The sequence below is a fragment of the Pedobacter sp. AC379 genome, from assembly GCF_979258145.1.
In genome coordinates this window covers 3,717,928-3,735,565 of record NZ_OZ409839.1, presented here as the reverse complement: position 1 = coordinate 3,735,565, position 17,638 = coordinate 3,717,928, and the positions used below count along the sequence as shown (strand labels likewise).

At 36.6% G+C, this 17,638-nt stretch carries 16 protein-coding genes and 2 riboswitches; of the genes, 4 read left to right on the top strand and 12 right to left on the bottom strand.

The annotated features are described in order from the left end of the window. Positions 1 to 3: 3 nt before the first annotated feature. Positions 4 to 483: a GAF domain-containing protein gene (locus ACZZZW_RS16280; protein WP_463494956.1), complete on the bottom strand. Its 480-nt coding sequence runs from the start codon at positions 481 to 483 to the stop codon at positions 4 to 6. A gap of 128 nt (positions 484 to 611) precedes the next feature. Here ACZZZW_RS16280 and ACZZZW_RS16275 point away from each other — a divergent pair, with 128 nt between their 5' ends. Together ACZZZW_RS16275 and ACZZZW_RS16270 are read left to right on the top strand one after the other, a co-directional pair. After that, a complete protein-coding gene (locus tag ACZZZW_RS16275; RefSeq protein WP_463494955.1) occupies positions 612 to 1,301 on the top strand; it encodes a DUF3291 domain-containing protein in 690 nt (229 codons plus the stop codon). Positions 1,302 to 1,322: 21 nt separating this feature from the next. Then, a complete protein-coding gene (locus tag ACZZZW_RS16270; RefSeq protein ID WP_463494953.1) occupies positions 1,323 to 1,574 on the top strand; it encodes a hypothetical protein in 252 nt (83 codons plus the stop codon). Positions 1,575 to 2,158: 584 nt separating this feature from the next. On the opposite strand, the gene ACZZZW_RS16265 is transcribed toward ACZZZW_RS16270, so the two are convergent. The 11 genes from ACZZZW_RS16265 to ACZZZW_RS16215 all read right to left on the bottom strand — a co-directional run bounded on the left by ACZZZW_RS16265 (position 2,159) and on the right by ACZZZW_RS16215 (position 14,049). Then, a complete protein-coding gene (locus ACZZZW_RS16265; protein WP_463494952.1) occupies positions 2,159 to 2,524 on the bottom strand; it encodes a Dabb family protein in 366 nt (121 codons plus the stop codon). 63 nt (positions 2,525 to 2,587) lie between these two features. After that, positions 2,588 to 3,088: a YMGG-like glycine zipper-containing protein gene (locus ACZZZW_RS16260; protein ID WP_055913742.1), complete on the bottom strand. Its 501-nt coding sequence runs from the start codon at positions 3,086 to 3,088 to the stop codon at positions 2,588 to 2,590. A gap of 131 nt (positions 3,089 to 3,219) precedes the next feature. Beyond that, positions 3,220 to 3,945, bottom strand: a complete 726-nt coding sequence (locus tag ACZZZW_RS16255; protein WP_463494950.1) for a Dph6-related ATP pyrophosphatase — start codon at positions 3,943 to 3,945, stop codon at positions 3,220 to 3,222. Further along, a complete protein-coding gene (locus ACZZZW_RS16250; RefSeq protein ID WP_463494948.1) occupies positions 3,935 to 4,621 on the bottom strand; it encodes an SIR2 family NAD-dependent protein deacylase in 687 nt (228 codons plus the stop codon). Before ACZZZW_RS16250 ends, ACZZZW_RS16255 begins: the two co-directional genes overlap by 11 nt. A gap of 26 nt (positions 4,622 to 4,647) precedes the next feature. Then, a complete protein-coding gene (locus ACZZZW_RS16245) occupies positions 4,648 to 5,589 on the bottom strand; it encodes an ABC transporter substrate-binding protein (protein ID WP_463494946.1) in 942 nt (313 codons plus the stop codon). Positions 5,590 to 5,788: 199 nt separating this feature from the next. Beyond that, entirely contained in the window at positions 5,789 to 6,379 is a 591-nt protein-coding gene (locus ACZZZW_RS16240) for a DUF6580 family putative transport protein (protein ID WP_055913755.1), read from the bottom strand. 40 nt (positions 6,380 to 6,419) lie between these two features. Beyond that, the gene (locus ACZZZW_RS16235) at positions 6,420 to 8,288 is read right to left on the bottom strand and encodes a TonB-dependent receptor plug domain-containing protein (RefSeq protein WP_463494944.1); all 1,869 of its coding nucleotides are present in this window, start codon (positions 8,286 to 8,288) and stop codon (positions 6,420 to 6,422) included. Between the two features lie 98 nt (positions 8,289 to 8,386). Continuing rightward, a riboswitch (cobalamin riboswitch) is annotated at positions 8,387 to 8,578 on the bottom strand. A 212-nt stretch (positions 8,579 to 8,790) separates the two neighbouring features. Continuing rightward, on the bottom strand, positions 8,791 to 9,894 hold the full coding sequence (locus ACZZZW_RS16230; RefSeq protein WP_463494942.1) for a DUF5074 domain-containing protein: 1,104 nt from the start codon (positions 9,892 to 9,894) through the stop codon (positions 8,791 to 8,793). A gap of 18 nt (positions 9,895 to 9,912) precedes the next feature. Further along, positions 9,913 to 10,845: a PKD domain-containing protein gene (locus tag ACZZZW_RS16225; RefSeq protein ID WP_463494940.1), complete on the bottom strand. Its 933-nt coding sequence runs from the start codon at positions 10,843 to 10,845 to the stop codon at positions 9,913 to 9,915. Positions 10,846 to 10,888: 43 nt separating this feature from the next. Then, on the bottom strand, positions 10,889 to 12,016 hold the full coding sequence (locus ACZZZW_RS16220) for a YncE family protein (RefSeq protein ID WP_463494938.1): 1,128 nt from the start codon (positions 12,014 to 12,016) through the stop codon (positions 10,889 to 10,891). Then, positions 12,013 to 14,049: a TonB-dependent receptor gene (locus ACZZZW_RS16215; protein WP_463494936.1), complete on the bottom strand. Its 2,037-nt coding sequence runs from the start codon at positions 14,047 to 14,049 to the stop codon at positions 12,013 to 12,015. Before ACZZZW_RS16215 ends, ACZZZW_RS16220 begins: the two co-directional genes overlap by 4 nt. 97 nt (positions 14,050 to 14,146) lie before the next feature. After that, positions 14,147 to 14,341, bottom strand: a riboswitch (cobalamin riboswitch). Positions 14,342 to 14,564: 223 nt separating this feature from the next. Between ACZZZW_RS16215 and ACZZZW_RS16210 the strand changes: the two genes are divergently transcribed. Both ACZZZW_RS16210 and ACZZZW_RS16205 read left to right on the top strand, forming a co-directional pair. After that, the gene (locus ACZZZW_RS16210) at positions 14,565 to 15,764 is read left to right on the top strand and encodes a serine hydrolase (RefSeq protein WP_463494934.1); all 1,200 of its coding nucleotides are present in this window, start codon (positions 14,565 to 14,567) and stop codon (positions 15,762 to 15,764) included. A 103-nt stretch (positions 15,765 to 15,867) separates the two neighbouring features. After that, positions 15,868 to 17,271, top strand: coding sequence for a sigma-54-dependent transcriptional regulator (locus ACZZZW_RS16205; protein ID WP_055913782.1), 1,404 nt, complete (start codon positions 15,868 to 15,870; stop codon positions 17,269 to 17,271). Positions 17,272 to 17,638: the final 367 nt, after the last annotated feature.

The following is a 17,638-nucleotide window of genomic DNA, read 5'->3' as shown; positions in this document are numbered from 1 at the left end:
TAACTATCTGTTTAATATAATTGACATAACTTGCTCTAAATAAGCTCTATCCGTATCATTGAATTTATTTAGTACTTCACTATCCACATCTAAAACGCCAATAACTTCGCCATTTACAATGAGTGGCAAAACAATTTCTGATTTCGAAGCAGATGCACAAGCAATATGTCCAGGAAACGCATCAACATCAGGCACAATAATGGTTGCTGCCTGCGCCCACGAAGTTCCGCATACACCTTTTCCTTTTTTAATGCGTGTACAGGCCACCGGACCTTGAAACGGACCCAATACGAGTTCATCATGTTTTACCAGGTAAAAGCCTACCCAAAACCAATTAAATTGTTCTTTTAGCGCAGCAGCAACATTTGCCAGGTTTGCAATAAAATCTGTTTCGCCATACAGCAGTGCTTCAATTTGAGGGATGATGGACTGGTATTGTTCTTCTTTTGATGTGTTCCGGGTAATGGTTAAATCTTCTGCCATATTTAATGCGTTTAAGTCAAAGTTAATCATGATTTGCAAAATGCATGCTTAAAGGTGATTTAATGACGAAAATTTGAACGACAATCTATTTTTAAAATTATTAGTTTTGAGCCTTATCAATTCAATTAATGATTGTAGCCCTAACCATCACGAAATTTCATCGCTTAACCATTCCTTTTGCATTTATCGGCATGGCTGTTTTAAGGTTGCCTTTATGGCTGACAAAAACATGTAGATTTTGGAAATTAATGGGGAGTGGAAAAGATGCCCAGGTTGATCTTGCGCCAGATTATAAACATTGGGCGGTACTCACTACCTGGGACAATAGAGCCGATTGCGATCATTTTTACCGTAATTCTTTTGTAGTGAAGTGGTTCAGGTTTTTTGGAATAGAGCATTTTACAATGTTATTAGATCCTTTAGCTAGTCACGGCTTATGGTCAGGTAAACAGCCATTTATTATTTCAAAAAATAAAAGCCAACATCAGGGTAAAATAGCAGTGATTACCCGTGCTGCCATTAAATTTAATAAGTTAAAAGAGTTTAGGCAAAACATAAAACGTGCAGCAAATGCGATGAGAAATGCTCCGGGATTTGTGCTCTCTGCCGGAATTGGTGAAAACCCATTTTTTGATCAGGCTACATTTTCCATCTGGACAGATGCAGATAGCATGAAAAATTATGCTTATAAATCATTTGATCACTCGGATGTGATTAAACTCACCAGGGAACGCCAATGGTACAAAGAAGAACTGTTTGCCCGTTTTGCTATTATAGATAGCTGGGGAACATTAAACGGGGTTTCTATCGATATATAAAAAAAATTAAATCATAATACAATGAGAGTAGTAGCGGAGCTTCCACACCCGGAATGTAAGATTACCATTTTTTCAATGAACCAGAAATTCATCATCAAGTTTGAGCAGGGTACTTTTGAGCAAAGTTATAAACTGGCCGAACTAGACTTGAGTGGAGGGGGCGTTAATGATGTTTTCGAAATTATTGACGAAGCGTTTATACAAACAGTAGTGTCTAAGTTTAAACTCATGCGCGCTGATTTTACTGCTGCGTATAACAGGCATCAATACTAATGGATTAGCGTGTAAGTTATTGATTTATAGCGTCTTTTGTGTTGTATCAGAATTAAATTCTGACTTTTAGCCTTATTCTATGTTAATATTTGACTTGTAAGGTCTAAATTTGTTTAATTGAACGAATTTAACTGATTGATATAATGATCATTATTTTATCTAACAGAATATAATTTTCTAATGCATTTTTGCCAAATAAATGGGAAGTTTAGAGGATTTTGGACTTGAATGGTAAGTTTTATTTGTATTTCAGTCTTCAACCTAATTTTGAAAGATTTTAGGCCAATTAAATGATTTCTCCGCTACGGTTAAATGACGATTCGATCGAAATAAAATTTTCTCAAATAGTGATTTAGAATAAATAGTTTTAGTATAGTTAAAGATTTCTCCGCTACGGTCGAAATGACGGATTTGTCGATATTATATTATTCTTAATGGTAATTGAGTTTAGTTTAAAGATTTCTCATCTATGGTTGAAATGACGGATTTATTGATGGTTTTACAAATCTGTAAGTCAATTATATAATACAAAAAATGCGCATAAATAAATCTGTGTTTATCTGTGCGCATCTGTGGTTAAAAGATTAAGAAAGCACAGTATCGTGCACCACCACTCTATACCAGTTTTTAGAGAACTTCTCTACAGCGTCTAAATGTGTTTTATCTTCCTGATAGGCATTATGATCTGCAATATTGGCAAAGGTTATGGTAAGTGAATAGGTAAATGAGTTATCGGTAACCGGGCGTACAGGTGTATTGGCTGCCAAGCCGTAACTTATGGTTTTAATGTATTTAATTGGTTTCAAACTTTCGAAGAAATGGGCGAAATCTGCAATTTCAGTTTTAGTGAGTTGAGGTTTTAGCCAGAACATTACGAAGTGTTGGATCTGACCTTTATCAATGGTAGGGATTTCTGTCATGCTTTTTTTTTCTTTAAATATATCAATCATTTTTTATTGGGCATAAAAAAAGTCCTGATGTAAATCAGGACTTTTAATATCTTTTAAAAAAGATTAGTTTTTAGGTTGTACCCTACCAGATTTTCTGTCTTCACCTCTACCGATTAAATAACCGCCACCAGCTCCAACTAATCCACCTATAATAGCACCTCTACCTTTTTTCTTATCAATTAATGCACCACCAACTGCACCACCAACACCACCAATTACAGCACCTTTAGCTGCATCGCTCCATCCTTTTTTCTTAGCTGTTGGTTGTGTACCACCATATGCAGCACTTGAGCTACCACCTGAACTTGCATAAGATCTTGATGAATTTGCACCTGCTCTTCTTGCTGCTGCTAATTCTGCCTGATGCTTAGCTTCTTTTTCTTGTTCTACTTTAGCTACTTCTGCTTTTTTAAAGCTATCTAACCTTAAACTGTCTTTTACTGCTTTAACTGCTAATTCCTTTTCGGCCTGTTGTTGCTTTAATGCAGCTTCTTCTTTTGCCTTGTTGTTACAAGCAAATAAAACTGAAGAACTTAATGCGATTACTACCAATATCTTTTTCATAACTTTTAATTTTTTAAATGACACTTGTTCAGCTACCTAACCTCGCTAAACAGGTTTCAATTGGATGTGTGATTTAGTTAATTACTTGTACTAAAGAAAAAATGATGCCAAAATGTTTTGGAAATGGAAAATTATTCCTCAAGGTCGATATACCAAAAGCCAGAAAGTGCTGTGGTTGAGCATGGTGAATCTTCATTTTCTTCTTTTTTTGCTGGTGTATTATAAGTCCTAAATACCTTCTCACCTATTGTAAAATCGATTTTATTCCTGAAAATTGGTCCCTCAAAGGCAAAAGTATGAAATTCTCCGTTTTCTCCGCAGGGGTCAATTTCGGCGGGCAATTGATTAATTAAATCTAGGCTGATTACTTTTCCACAAAAGTTTTCGAGATTTTGCTGGGTGCAAACAATGATGGTTTTATAGCTCAGGTTTAAGAATTCTACAATTAATTGTTTGGTATCTTTTTGCCACAAAGGGAGAATTGCGGTCATTCCTATTTCTGCCAATTTATTTTCACGGTATGTACGTAAATCTTCCAGAAAAATATCACCAAAAATGGAATGCGTAATGCCTTCTTCTTTAAACCTTGTGAGGTGATGCTTCATTGTACTATCATAGGTTTCCATATCAGGCATTTCGCCCAAGCGGATCTGGTACAACGGAATACCTATGCTTTCAGCCTGTTTAATCAGCAGGGCTTCTCTAACACCGTGCATGGAAACCCTGTTGTATTTTTCGGTAACCGTTGTAATGAGGTAACGGATTTCTATAGTTGGATCTTGCAGGGCATAATGAAGTGCCAAAGTACTGTCTTTACCTCCGCTCCAGTTAAAAATGCAAATCTTTTTACCTGGCATCTGATAAGATATCTTTTAGTTCTGCAACGCCTTCTACTGCGTTTTTTTCGATATTAATTACGTTTTTATAACGTTTTACATCTGGTGTTTTCGGATCAATGATGTATTTATCTATAACAGAAGGTACAAAATCTATCAGGCCTGCTGCCGGATAAACGGCCAATGAAGTACCTATAATTACAAATATATCGGCCTGTTTGCAAAGTTTGGCTGCTACTTCGATCATTGGAACGGCTTCGCCAAACCAAACTACATGGGGCCTTAGCTGCGAACCAAGTTCGCACAGTTCGCCCATTTTAATTTCAGCTCCCTCAATGGGATATACTAATTCAGATTTGATATCGGATTGCGATTTGGTAATTACACCATGAAGGTGGGTAACTTTGGTTGAACCTGCCCTTTCGTGCAAATCATCAATATTTTGAGTAATAATTTCAACATCAAAATCTTTTTCCAGTTCAGCCAGCAGATAATGTGCATGATTGGGTATTGCCGCTAAAACCTGACTCCTTCTTTCATTATAAAACTGCTGAACGAGTATTGGGTTTCTTTCCCAGGCTTCTGGCGTAGCCACATCGTATACATTATAACCTTCCCAAAGGCCATCAGCATCCCTAAAAGTTTTTAACCCACTTTCGGCACTGATCCCTGCTCCTGTTAAAACAACTAATTTCATAAATGTGATTGCTGTAATTTATATGGTTACACTATTTTTAGTGTTTTAACTGATTGATTGTAATTGATGAATTTTTTGGATAGGTGTTTGTCCGCCTTAAAAATTTCGGGGTGAAACATGCATGCAAGTGCTTCAATACCTTCTACCAATGTACCTATGCTCGGTTGAGTAAACATATCAAAATCGGCAATGTATACCTGCTTGTTTTTTACAGCTTCAAGATTATCCCAGCCAGCTTTCGAAGTCAACAATTGCACTTCTTCCAAACTCCTGATCTGATCGAAACCGCAAGGGGCAATTACCAAAACTTCCGGGTTGTATCTTACTACTTTATCCCATTGGGTAACGATAGAGTCTCCTGCGGGATTGGAAAGCATATCTACCCCACCGGCTGCAGCAATCTGAAATGGAATCCAGTGGCCGCAATTATAAATCGGTTCAATCCACTCCATCAGCATAATTCTTTTTAAAGGTGCGCGGTTGGCCCTAAGCTGGTCTAATATGTAATCGGTTTTAGTTTGTAGGCCTGCAAGGTATTTTAATGCTACTTCTTCTTTCCCCAGTGCTTTGGCAATGGTTATGGCACATTCGAAAACATCTTTTAGGTTGTTAGGTGATAATGGTACCAGTGTAGGCTGCTTACTGAGCTTCATCACTGCAGTTTCTGTACAAACGGTATCAATATTACATACCTCGCAGATATCCTGTGTAAATACCACATCAGGTGCAATGCTTTCCAGTAATTCGTCATCAACCCAATACAAGCTTTTACCCTGTGCTTTTGAAGCTGAAAATATCCGATCGATCTCGATACTCGAATAGTTTTTACCTTCGAGTATGCAACGTACTACCTTTGGCTGATCTGCAGCCTCTTTAGGGCATTCGAATGTTACGCCATGCAAATATTCCTGCAGACCCATATCGTAGATCATTTTTGTAGCGGCCGGTAAGAAGGAAACAACTTTCATATCAATATTTTTTTTGCGTTATCCTGTTTTTGTTTAACATCAGGATCAGAAACCTATAGTCTTTATAAAATGCTGATCCGGATTGTTCAGAAGAGCGCGACGAAAGTTCTAAGTTAAAAAAAATCCTCTTTTGAATCGAATCAAAAGAGGATTTCTATGTTGTTTTTTAATATTTAGTTATACCAAATATTGAATATTTCTACAATTCTTGTGTTTGTAATTTCAATACCGGGTACTTTGCCTTTAGCACTTCAAAAGCACCGAAAAGCAATGCGCCATAAATAACTGTTCCTTCAAGGAATCTGATTTCGAAAGGAATTGCCTTTACCAAACATGCCCAAAAACCAGCTACATCTTGCGTGTATGCAGGATTGTTATACCAAACACCGATATCGCTTACAATCCAGTGGATAAAAACAATAACCAGGGTTGAGGCCAGCAGATTTACAACAGTAACATTTTTTAACATTGTTCTACCTACCAACACCATTAAGGCAAAGGCAAGATAAGTCCAATACCAGCCTTCATAAAGAAAACCACTGCTGTATTTGCTGAATATAGTGGCCGATAAAATAAAATCACTTAAGAATAAGCTTAATAAAGGAAAGGCAAATGCTTTTAAATTATCTTTAAAATAGGCTCCTCCAAATAAAGCTACAGCTCCTATTGATGAGAAATTAGCAAATTTTAATTCATCTGAATTGAATGTTACCAATAAACGGAATGCCGTTATGGCCAATATCATCAACAGCAAAATTAAGGTGCGTGGATTAAATTTTAAATGAGACATTTTATTTTGGTTAATATTTATAGTGCAAAGTTAATTCTTATTAGTGTATATTAAAAATTACACCGGTATTAAAGTTGAAACCTAAACTATTGTAGCCAATAATTTCGTTATATTTTTCGTTAAGAATGTTCTTCGCATCAAAAAATAACTTCACTCGTTTTTTAGCCAATGCATATTCTGCGTAAGCATTAAATAGCTTGTAACCCGCTAAATCATCAACGGTATAGGTTACAAAATTTCCATCTTTACGTTTACCAAAATAACGGAAGTTGGCACTCACAAATAAGTTGCTGGTGGCTTGTGCCCCTGCAGTGATACCAAAAGTATGCTTTGGTCTGCGGAAAAGATAGTTGGCAACAGCATTATCTACAAAGTTAAACTCATTACCTTCTACATATGCGTAATAACCGTTAATTGTAAATACACTAAATTTAGTTGCTGGTTCTACTTCAAAACCTTTGGTTTTCTGACTCACCTGATTGATGTATCCATTTGGAAAAGCATAAAGAATTGCATCCGTTAAATCGCGTTTGTAACCTGCCAGGCGCAAGCTAAACTGATCATCAGCAAAACTAAAGTTAACTCCTGCCTCGTAATTTTGTGATTTCTCCGGCTTTAAATCAAGGTTGGCTCCAAACTGACCAAAAAGCATATTTAGTGTAGGCACTTTAAATGCAGTTGAAACTGTTCCGAATAATTTTATCTCTTTAATAATATTAATGCTTGGGGTAATTGAGTAGGTATAGTTTTCGCCATATTGTTTGTGTTTATTGTAACGTCCGCCAATTTCAAGATTAAAAACACTTAAATCATGTAAAAATAATGATCCGTATGCGGCAAAAATATTAGTTTCGGGCTTGTTTGCTGCTGATGATAATTTCATCACGCGATTATCAATCCCTACTAATAAATCGAGTTTATTGTTTATTTTTTGGTTATAAAATAAATCCAGCAATGATACCCTTCCCTCATTAAGGCTCGAAAACTGACTATGTGCATCGTTTCTTGTACTCTCAAAACTATAATTTAATGTTACTTTACCTGTAGCAAATTTGTACTTTGCATTTGTACCTGCGGCAAAGTTTTTAAGGATAGAATAGTTGTTTGCATCGGTAAATGCACCACCATCAAACTTATAATCGCCATAATAATAACGTACAAAAGGATTTACGGAAAAATGGTTATCTAATTTAATTCCAAAATTTGCGTTTAAGGCATCGGTTTTAAAACCGTCTTTATCAAATGCAGCATTACTTGTTGCAGGTGTTGCCGCTTCAGAAATTCCATCTGTTTTTGCGTGGGTATAGTTGATGTTATAAGTAAATCCGTCAACACCACCGTTTAAACCAATTGTTCCTTTATAAGTTTCGTAACTGCCAGCACTGGCTACGCCGTAAATGGTATTTCCTTTCGGACCAGCTTTTTTTGTAATGATATTGATTACACCTGCAACAGCATCAGAACCATAAATGGTAGATTGGCCACCTCTTAAAATTTCGATATGGTCAATCTGATCGATGGAAATCAACCTTAAATCGAAAGCGCCTCCGTTGCCTGATGGATCGTTTTGTACAATACCATCAATTAACACTACAGCATAAGCACTTCCTGCACCCCTGAAAAATACTGATTTGTTTAAACCTGGATTGCTGCTTGCACCCGCAACAATAATTCCGGCTTGTTCGCTAATTAGTTCCGGCAATGATTTACCATTGCTGCGTTCCAATACCTCGCGACTGATAATGGTAACAACTTTACCTGTTTGAGATTGTTTCTGATCGTTTTTAGTTGCAGAAATTACAACATCTTTAAGTTGCAAACTATCTTGAGTTTGCGCATTAGCCACCTGGCTAATCATTAACTGTGCAAAGCCTAAACCGGCTACAGTTAGCATTGTTTGTTTGTTCATTTGATTGTGGTTTTGCCCACAGCCAACAGATTAGAAAAGGAAATGAAAATACGAAAAACGTTAAGTACCTCAATCCTAGCTTCAATCCCCGAAAGCTATGAAATTAAACGCTAAAGGCAGGTCTTCTGACTTACTCCCGGTTTTCTGTCTTCCCGTAACGGATACCGAAACAGTGACTTATAGATTGAAAAACGTTATAGAGCTTACAGCTGCGGGACAGTTACAGATTTACACTGTATTCCCTTTTAATTCCGGGTGTAATGCCGGAAACCAAAAGCAGCGCAAATGTAGTAAAAAAAGTATAGAGCAAAGCGTAAAAAACATGGACTAGCTTTGTTGGCATTTAAATCTCTTAGGATACTGTAGCTCCGATGAAAAAAATCGGAAGCTGCCGCTACTATCGGGTTTATATAGGAGGGCTTGCAGTATTAAAATCCAGCATCATAAAAAAGGCCTGCAATGATGATTTTGCAGACCTTTAAGATTGAGGCATTATAATTTTTTAGTGGAAGATAGCCAAATCATTAAAAAATATCTTTGTAAAATCGGTAGTAACGCCATCACCACCATATTTAATTCTTTTTACCAACGCACCTGTAGAGGCATTGTAAATCAGTAAGTAGTTTACGGTAGCGGCTGCGCCATAATTTTGGATTCCATTAATTACGATATAATCTTTATTTCTATCGTAACGGATCGCTCCGTAAACCATAAAAGGATCTTCAGTAATATTGATAAACGGTTGCGATAACGATGTTTTATCACCATCAACGTATTTATAAATAGCCTTTCCTGAATGGTAGAAAACCGCATTTTCTTTTGTTGAAGCGGTAATGCGTGTTGGTGCATCCAGCCCAAAGGTTCCTATAGACACTGGTAAAGCCACTCCTGTAGTATCAAGGTTATTATCTATAGCGATTAACCTGCTACCTGTAGAAGCCCAAACTTTGCCATTTGGTGTTTGTGCAAACCCACGGTTAATATTAGAGAAACTTTTTACCAGTGAATAATTATTAGCGGATACAATTTTTGCACCATTGCTCTGTAAAAGATACACATAATCGCCTTTTTTCCACATATCACCGGTATTTACAGCACCAACAGAAGTCAGTTTATTTTGTACTGCCAATGTATTTAAATCAATCTGGTAAACACCATCATTGGCACTTACCAATCCCCTGTTTCCATCAACCTTTATAATGCTTCTCCAGTTACTGGCTTCCTGTACATATCTGGCCTCTTCTTTTAAAGTGTATTCGTTTATTTTTACAATTGGGCCATTCACCTTGCACATTAAATAAATGCTTCCGTTTATTACCGATGCAAACTGCAATGTACTCGTTTTGGCTGCATTTGATAACAGCTTACCCGGGTTTTCCTTCTCGTATGCCCTAATGTTAAGGGTATCATCACCGTAACGGTAAAAGCTTACTGCGCCTGCGTTTTGTCCGTAAGATCCTTCCCCAATTACAAAAAAGCCATTGTCGTATTTACCTGCAACCGGATCTATTTGTATGTTTTCTACAGTGTCCTTTTTACAAGCGTATAAACCTGTGGTTAAAATTAATGCCCCGATCAGAAGCTGTTTAAAGTTTAATTGTTTCATTATAATATATTGTGTTATTTATTTTTTTAAAATTTTAAGATCAACTGCCCCACCAAATTCTGTTGAGATTTCTCCCAAATAGCGCGACCGTTCATTGTCATTATCAGGGCTAAAAGGATTCCCATTATTATTTTGTGCAGTGTATACCTTTACAAAATCGACTGAGCTAAGGCTTACTTTTTTACCTGCATTATCTACCGCCCAATCAATATCAAAGGTGTTATATCCCCTTCCTAATGATTCCTGCAAAGTAATGTACTCGCTCGATCCGTTATCTGAATAGCCAAAAGCAAAAGGTTTATTGGTTATGATATCTCCGGGATTTAATGTGTTTTTAAGTAAAGTTCCGGTGAAAGAAATTTCGTTTTTAGTAGCCCATGAAGGGAAATAATCTTGCGTATGGAACTGGTTTTTCAATATAAATCCCTCCTTACCCTGATTATCTGCCCAACGGATATCATCTATTAATTTCGCAGGTTTATAATAGGTAATTTTATAATTTTTGAGGGTGGTTGGGGCATTGTATTCACTTCCCGCAAGTTCATACCAAACATCATCCGGAATTCCATTTTTGTTTACATCCTGCATTACAGACACAATGCCTGGTTCAGAAAATTCCATATCCACTCCAATTAATGGATTACCGTAAATGCCCAGATCGGCTCCAGCTGAATTGGTTACGCTATGATCAAAACCAAATACGATAAAACCCCCATAACCACCAAGTGAAATAAGACCATTGCCAGCACTACCAATTAAGATGTCGGTTTTAACCAGATCATTTGTAAACTGCCCTGGAGCTTGTTTAAATTCGTATATTTTACTTAAATAAGGAGATTGATTAGCAACGGGTTTATCGCCTCCGTTATCTTTTTCTACCGCGCTTTCCTTTTTACAGGAAAATAACACAGCTGATAAAAGTGTTAAGATTATTGTAAATTTTGTATTCATATTCAGTTAATTAGGTTTTTAAAAAATTCTTCATGGTATATATTTAATTTATAAATGCAATGTGGGCTGGGATATCGCCAGTAGTAACCGACCATTTTAAGCGACCTTCTGAGCTGTAACAGTGTAATTTTCCGGGGGTAACATAATCTTTAGCGTCGGTTACATATACATCTTTACTGGTAGGGTTAACCGCAATTCCGTAAGGGATTTTAATGTCCTTTTCAGTACCATCCGTAATAAATTTGCGATCCATTATTGTTTCGTCCTTTACGTTGATCATGTTGTAGCTAATTTTGTTTTTACCCGCTATATAGTTCCATTCTGTGCTGTAGATATAAGCGTAATCATCATCAATAACCAGGTTACCAGCGGCAATATTGAATACCTTTTTAATTTGGTCGGTTTGGGTATCAATTACAAAAAGCTTTGATGGGATGCTATAATAATCTCCACGTGAAGTCACATACAAATCACCATAACGATCAGCTTTAACGCGATGCAGATTTATAGCAACCTCGATGCGCTTGATTTCTTTAAAACTGGGCAGATCAATCACTGACAGGGTATGCTCATAATCGGGCGGACTATAACCACCTGAATTTGCTACATATAATTTACTGCCGATAATGGCCATTTCTTCTGGCTGTCGGCCAACCTCAACTGTACGGTTTATGCTAAGTGCCGCAGTGTCTATCTCGGCCACAATTCCATTAGGTGCCTTCGGATCGCCTACTTTGCCTAAATAAGCACATATATAAGCTTTCCCTCTATTGAATGTGATATAGCGGCAATTGGTGATGTTGATCTGTCCGATTTTCTTTCCTGTTTTTACATTCAACACTTCAACCTTATTTGATACGTTAACCACTACGTAAAGCTTGCTACCATAACGGCCAATATCATTACCTACATCTCCCAAACCTTTGGTAACCTCTGGGTTGACCTGATTGTATAGATTACGGGTATAAATGCCATTAACCAGGTCCATATAATCCAACGAGGCCTTATTCATGTTCATATTACCTTCGTTAACCAGGTAAAACCCTTTCACAGCAGAAGTTGGATCTGGTTCTAACCTGCTAATTTCTGAAGGCAAAGGCTTGGGGTCTTTTCTACAGGAGGCCAAAACCACCAAAAACAATATGTTTATCGTAAATTTTAAATGCTTCATAGTTTATAATTTAACGTTAGCCTGTAATTTCTACCTGGCATAGGGAAATTTGGAATAAGGTCGTAATATTGGTTTAGCAGGTTATTTACTTCTCCGTTGATATTTATACTTCCGTTTTTCAGCTTAAATTCATAACCAATGGCCGCATCATGCGTGTACCAGGGTTCCATATAATTATAAATGTTGTTCGCTTTTTGATTGTAACGGAAGCCGGTATAGATAAAACCGTAGTTGGCGTGCCAGTTATGGTAATCTATCCGGGCTAAAAATGAACCACTGTTTTTTGGGATGTAAGGAATCTGATCTCGATAAGTTTCCTCCTGTTTTGAAGTCACATCAACCGCCTTTTGATATGTATAATTTAGCCCTATATTAACCAGTAATGCAGTACAAGGCTCAAATGCGGTTTTGGCATTAATTTCCAAACCATGGATGTTTACCAAACCTATATTGTACATTATCCAGCGGTACAGGTTTGCACCCGGCTGTGCCACAATTTTATCTTTTATCCGGTTGTAGTAAACATCAGTTTGGAAATCGATAAATTTTATTCGCTTATCATTAAAATTTTTAAAATATGTTATGCCAACATCATATTGTTTGGTGTATTCAGGATTTAAAAGCGTATTGCCAATGAAAGTATAAAACAAGTCGTTAAAAGTAGGCATCCGGAAAATGTCTTTATAAAATGCCCTTATTCTGATGTCTTGATTATTTAACAACTTCCACGAAAGCATAACTGTTGGACTGAAAACTTGCTTATTACCCGCCGAAGAATATAATTTTACCTTCTCAATTACAGTGGTGCTCAATACATTTGCCTGGATAGTGAGCTTTTTTAACGTTAGTGATGAGCTTAACACATTTAAAAAGGTATTCCTGTTTGGATAAGGAAAACGGTAAATATTGGCATCTAAAGTTTGATAGCTATAATCAGCTGCATAAGCTGCTTCCCAAACCGAATTGATTTTATATTTCCCCGAAAAAGATAAGTAAGCTTCCTGCTCTTTAAATCGGTTATCTAAAAAGCCAGTGGTGGTTACATAATCCGGGTCTAAATAACGCTGATAAACGTAACCATATTTTCCATTTATAAGAATACTGAATCCATCGGATAGTTTTTTCTCCATACTCCCCTGGATAAAGAAATCGCGGTCCCATATTCTTTGCGTAAACTCAAACCTATTGGATACAATTGCACCGGGTAATCCCCTATCTGATAAAAAGGAATACGCTTGCGCATGCCATTTTCCGTTTTTAAATTTGCCAAACAATGCAGCCTGTAACCGAAAACGTTCTACATCGCCATTATTTCTTACCGCAGTGGTATCAAAAACTCCGTTGGTGTACCTGAATTTATATTTCCCATCAGCATGGATATATTCAGTATTTATACTTGCACTTAAATTCTCGCTAACCTTATAGCGGTAAATTAAAGAAGGATTGATCAATCCAAACGAACCGCTTTTTAAAGTTAGCTCAACCTGTTTGCGCTGGTTTTCTTCAAAATCAGGTGCTTTGGTTTTTAAATAAATGCTACTTGCAGAAGCATATCCCTTAGCCGGAATAAGCAATTCTGGCTTTTGTCCGCTATATAAGGCAATTTCATCGAGATTACTGAGTGAGAATTTCCCCAAATCTACCTGTCCGTTTTGGGCGTTGCCAATCTGAATGCCATCTAAAAAAACTGCGGTATGGTTAGTGCCCAAGCTTCGTACATTTACTGTTTTCAAACCACCTATGCCACCATAATCTTTTAATTGTACACCCGAAAAGTAACGGATAGCATCAGCAACGGATAAACTGTTAATTCTTTTCAGATCTTCGGATGATAAGATCTGAAGCGGTGTTGGCGATTTGCTTTGCTCCGTTAATCGGTACTCCCTGATCTGAACCTCTTTCAGCTGGGTTGCTTTTTTTGTACTGTCAGTTTGTGCCCAGGTATTTAAAGGCCATAAAAATCCTGTCCATAAAATGGAAGAACATAGAAAAAACAGCATTGTGCCCGCATAGGCAGAATGTTTTTGTGTCATTTTGATTGTGAGTTTAACCCACAGCCAACAGATGGAAAAGAAATGAAAATACGAAAACCGTAAGTACCTCACTCCTTAGCTTCAATCCCCGAAAGCTATGAAATATATTGCTAAGGCAGGTCTTCTGACTTACTCCCGGCTTTCCTGCCTTCCCATCCCGAGGTATCAGAACAGTGGCAAATTGATTGGAAATCCGTTAAGGAGCTTACAGCTGCGGGACAGTTACAGATTTACACTGTATTCCCTTTTAATTCCGGTTGTAAGGCCGGAAACCAAAAGCAGCGCAAATGTAGTAAAAAGAGCGGATAGCAGAAATTTTGTTGTTTAATTGCGATGAATATTGAAAATAGGGTAAGATATACAACATCCAAGTTATCGTCAATTAGAACGGGTTATAATGTAAAATGCATGATGGAAAATGGTGCTATTAACAGAAAAACCTAAATTAGGAATCAAAATTTACATACATGAGCAGGATTTTAACCCTAATATTTTCGTTATTCAGCTTGAACACTATGGCACAAAAAACCGATACCGTTTTTCTGAAAAAGTTAATGGAAAGCAAACCAGAACTATTTTCTGCCATTCTTCAACATCCAGATCATAACCAGATCCAGGTATTATATACCCAGATTAACCGCGATGTAAAGAATACTGCTACGTTTAAAACCTTTAGCTACAATTTAAATCCGCACCATTACTTTTATCCCGCCAGTACCGTTAAACTCGCCGCTGTAATTTTCGCTTTAGAAAAAGTGAACCGATTGAAAAGTACAGGACTAACGCTTAACAGTACAATGATTACGGATAGCGGCTATAAAAATCAAACAAAGGTTTTAGCAGATACGAGTGCGAAAAACAAACTTCCCTCAATAGCGCATTATATTAAAAAGATTTTGCTTACCAGTGATAATGATGCCTTTAACCGGTTATTCGAATTTATTGGCCGTGCCGAAATTAACGAAAAACTCAAAGCAAATGGATTTAACGATAGCCGTATTCTTAACCGTTTGGCCATTGGCGATGCAGGAGAATCGGCTAAGCATACCAACCCAATTAAATTTTATAACGGGCAGCAATTGGTGTACAATCAGCCTGCGCAATACGACCCTAAAGAATATGAACTTAAACTAAATAATTTGGTTATGGGTACGGGTTACCTGGACAGTACAGATAAACTGGTTAATAAACCTTTTAGTTTAGCAGGCAAAAATGCTTTCGCCATTAACGACCAGCAAAAATTAATGCAAAAATTGATTTTTCCGGAAGCTTTTCCAACTAAAGAAAGATTTAAACTTACCGCAGAAGATTATAAACTCATTTATACTTATATGAGTAAATATCCAACAGAAAGCGATTTCCCTAAATATGATGCTAAAGAATTTTGGCCAACTTATGCTAAAATGCTGTATTACGGAAGAGCGCAGGTTAAACCTGATGCTGATATTAGAATTTTTAATAAATATGGCGACAGTTACGGTTTCATTATAGATAATGCTTACTTCGTCGATTTTAAAAACGGAATTGAATATTTCCTTACAGCCGTGGTTCAAAGTAATGAAGACGGTATTTATAACGATAATAAGTACGAATATGATACCGTGTGCTTTCCGTTTATGAAGAATTTAGGACGAACAATTTATGATCTTGAATTAAAAAGAAATAAAAAGTTTAAACCTGATTTAACTAAATTCAAAATGGATTACACTTATTAAAACCTTTAAGGTGTTTTAGGGTTTATAGCCTATAATTGTATAAAAAACTATACATTAATTAAAAAATAATATATTCGCATCTGAAATATAGAATACATCTCTAATGGCTAAATTATTAATAATTGACGATGAGCGTGCGATAAGGAGTACCTTACGCGAAATTTTGGAGTACGAAAATTACGATGTTGAAGATACTGATAACGGTATCGATGGACTCGAAATGATTAAAAAAGGGAATTTCGATCTGGTACTTTGCGATATCAAGATGAATAAAATGGACGGTATGGAAGTGCTCGAGCAGGCACAGATCATTAAACCCGATCTCCCTTTTATTATGATATCCGGGCATGGAACAGTAGAAACTGCCATTGAGGCCAGTAAAAAAGGAGCTTTTGATTTTATTTCCAAACCACCAGATTTAAACCGTTTATTAATTACTGTTCGTAATGGTTTAGACCGTGGAAACTTAGTTACCGAAACCAAAGTATTAAAACGCAAAGCGAGTAAAACCCGCGAAATATTAGGTGAATCGGATAGTATTTCTAAAATTAAAGAAACTATTGAACGTGTTGCACCAACCGAAGCCAGGGTATTAATTACCGGGGCAAATGGTAGTGGTAAAGAACTGGTTGCACGTTGGCTACACGAAAAATCCAACCGTGCTGATAGTCCTCTAATTGAAGTAAATTGTGCTGCTATTCCTTCAGAATTAATTGAAAGTGAATTATTTGGCCACGAAAAAGGTTCATTTACCTCTGCTGTAAAGCAGCGTATCGGTAAATTTGAACTGGCCAACGGTGGTACATTATTTTTAGATGAGATTGGTGACATGAGCCTATCTGCACAGGCAAAGGTTTTGCGTGCTTTGCAGGAACACAAAATTTCGCGTGTTGGTGGCGAAAAGGAAATAGAAGTTAACGTACGTGTTTTAGCGGCAACCAATAAAGATCTGTTAAAAGAAATCGAAGATGGTAATTTCCGTATGGATTTGTACCACAGGTTGAATGTAATTAATATCCATGTGCCACATTTAACAGAACGTACCGATGATATTCCTGTTATTGCACAAAACTTTTTAGAAAGCATTTGCAGTGATTACGGTATGCCTGTTAAAAAGATAAACGAAGGTGGTATGGCAGCTTTGCAGGCTTTACCATGGACAGGTAATGTACGTGAGTTGCACAACATGATTGAGCGTTTAATTATTTTGAGTGATAAAGTAATTACAGAAAACGATGTTCGGGCATTTGCCAACCCAGGCGGTGGAACAAATATTGGCGCGGCAAGCAGTGCTCAAATTGCAGGTGCGGGCGGTTCAGCCCTAGCTTCTTCTTTCGATTCATTTAATAACTTCCAGGATTATAAAGATCACGCTGAACGTGAGTTTATAAAATTTAAATTGGAAAAAAATAACTGGAACGTATCAAAAACTGCTGATGAAATTGATATTCAAAGAAGTCATTTATACAGCAAAATTGAAAAATTTGGCTTAAAAAGAGCTGAGTAAGAATATAATAAGATTGGAACAGAACTACAGCAAAGAAGTCAAGTTTTTAAAACTTGACTTCTTTTATAATGATTAGATGGAATAACTATTTAAATAATTCATCTATATAGCAAAATCGAAAAGTTTGGCTTAAAAAGATTGGAATAGAACTATAGCAAAGAAGTCAAGTTTTTAAAACTTGACTTCTTTTTTTTAAAGATTAGATGAAATAAATATTTAAATAATTCATCTATATAGCAAATTGAAAAATTGAGCTTAAAAAGATTGGAATTGAACTACAGCAAAGAAGTCAAGTTTTTAAAACTTGACTTCTTTTATAAATATTAGATGAAACGAATATTTAAATAATTCATTTATATAGCAAATT

Bases quoted from the DNA above. Each gene is read 5' to 3' on its own strand.
- ACZZZW_RS16280 (WP_463494956.1), bottom strand. From the start codon at position 483: ATGGCAGAAGATTTAACCATTACCCGGAACACATCAAAAGAAGAACAA.
- ACZZZW_RS16240 (WP_055913755.1), bottom strand. From the start codon at position 6,379: ATGTCTCATTTAAAATTTAATCCACGCACCTTAATTTTGCTGTTGATG.
- ACZZZW_RS16210 (WP_463494934.1), top strand. From the start codon at position 14,565: ATGGCACAAAAAACCGATACCGTTTTTCTGAAAAAGTTAATGGAAAGC.
- ACZZZW_RS16265 (WP_463494952.1), bottom strand. From the start codon at position 2,524: ATGATTGATATATTTAAAGAAAAAAAAAGCATGACAGAAATCCCTACC.
- ACZZZW_RS16205 (WP_055913782.1), top strand. From the start codon at position 15,868: ATGGCTAAATTATTAATAATTGACGATGAGCGTGCGATAAGGAGTACC.
- ACZZZW_RS16230 (WP_463494942.1), bottom strand. From the start codon at position 9,894: ATGAAACAATTAAACTTTAAACAGCTTCTGATCGGGGCATTAATTTTA.
- ACZZZW_RS16245 (WP_463494946.1), bottom strand. From the start codon at position 5,589: ATGAAAGTTGTTTCCTTCTTACCGGCCGCTACAAAAATGATCTACGAT.
- ACZZZW_RS16275 (WP_463494955.1), top strand. From the start codon at position 612: ATGATTGTAGCCCTAACCATCACGAAATTTCATCGCTTAACCATTCCT.
- ACZZZW_RS16220 (WP_463494938.1), bottom strand. From the start codon at position 12,016: ATGAAGCATTTAAAATTTACGATAAACATATTGTTTTTGGTGGTTTTG.
- ACZZZW_RS16235 (WP_463494944.1), bottom strand. From the start codon at position 8,288: ATGAACAAACAAACAATGCTAACTGTAGCCGGTTTAGGCTTTGCACAG.
- ACZZZW_RS16255 (WP_463494950.1), bottom strand. From the start codon at position 3,945: ATGCCAGGTAAAAAGATTTGCATTTTTAACTGGAGCGGAGGTAAAGAC.
- ACZZZW_RS16260 (WP_055913742.1), bottom strand. From the start codon at position 3,088: ATGAAAAAGATATTGGTAGTAATCGCATTAAGTTCTTCAGTTTTATTT.
- ACZZZW_RS16250 (WP_463494948.1), bottom strand. From the start codon at position 4,621: ATGAAATTAGTTGTTTTAACAGGAGCAGGGATCAGTGCCGAAAGTGGG.
- ACZZZW_RS16215 (WP_463494936.1), bottom strand. From the start codon at position 14,049: ATGACACAAAAACATTCTGCCTATGCGGGCACAATGCTGTTTTTTCTA.
- ACZZZW_RS16225 (WP_463494940.1), bottom strand. From the start codon at position 10,845: ATGAATACAAAATTTACAATAATCTTAACACTTTTATCAGCTGTGTTA.
- ACZZZW_RS16270 (WP_463494953.1), top strand. From the start codon at position 1,323: ATGAGAGTAGTAGCGGAGCTTCCACACCCGGAATGTAAGATTACCATT.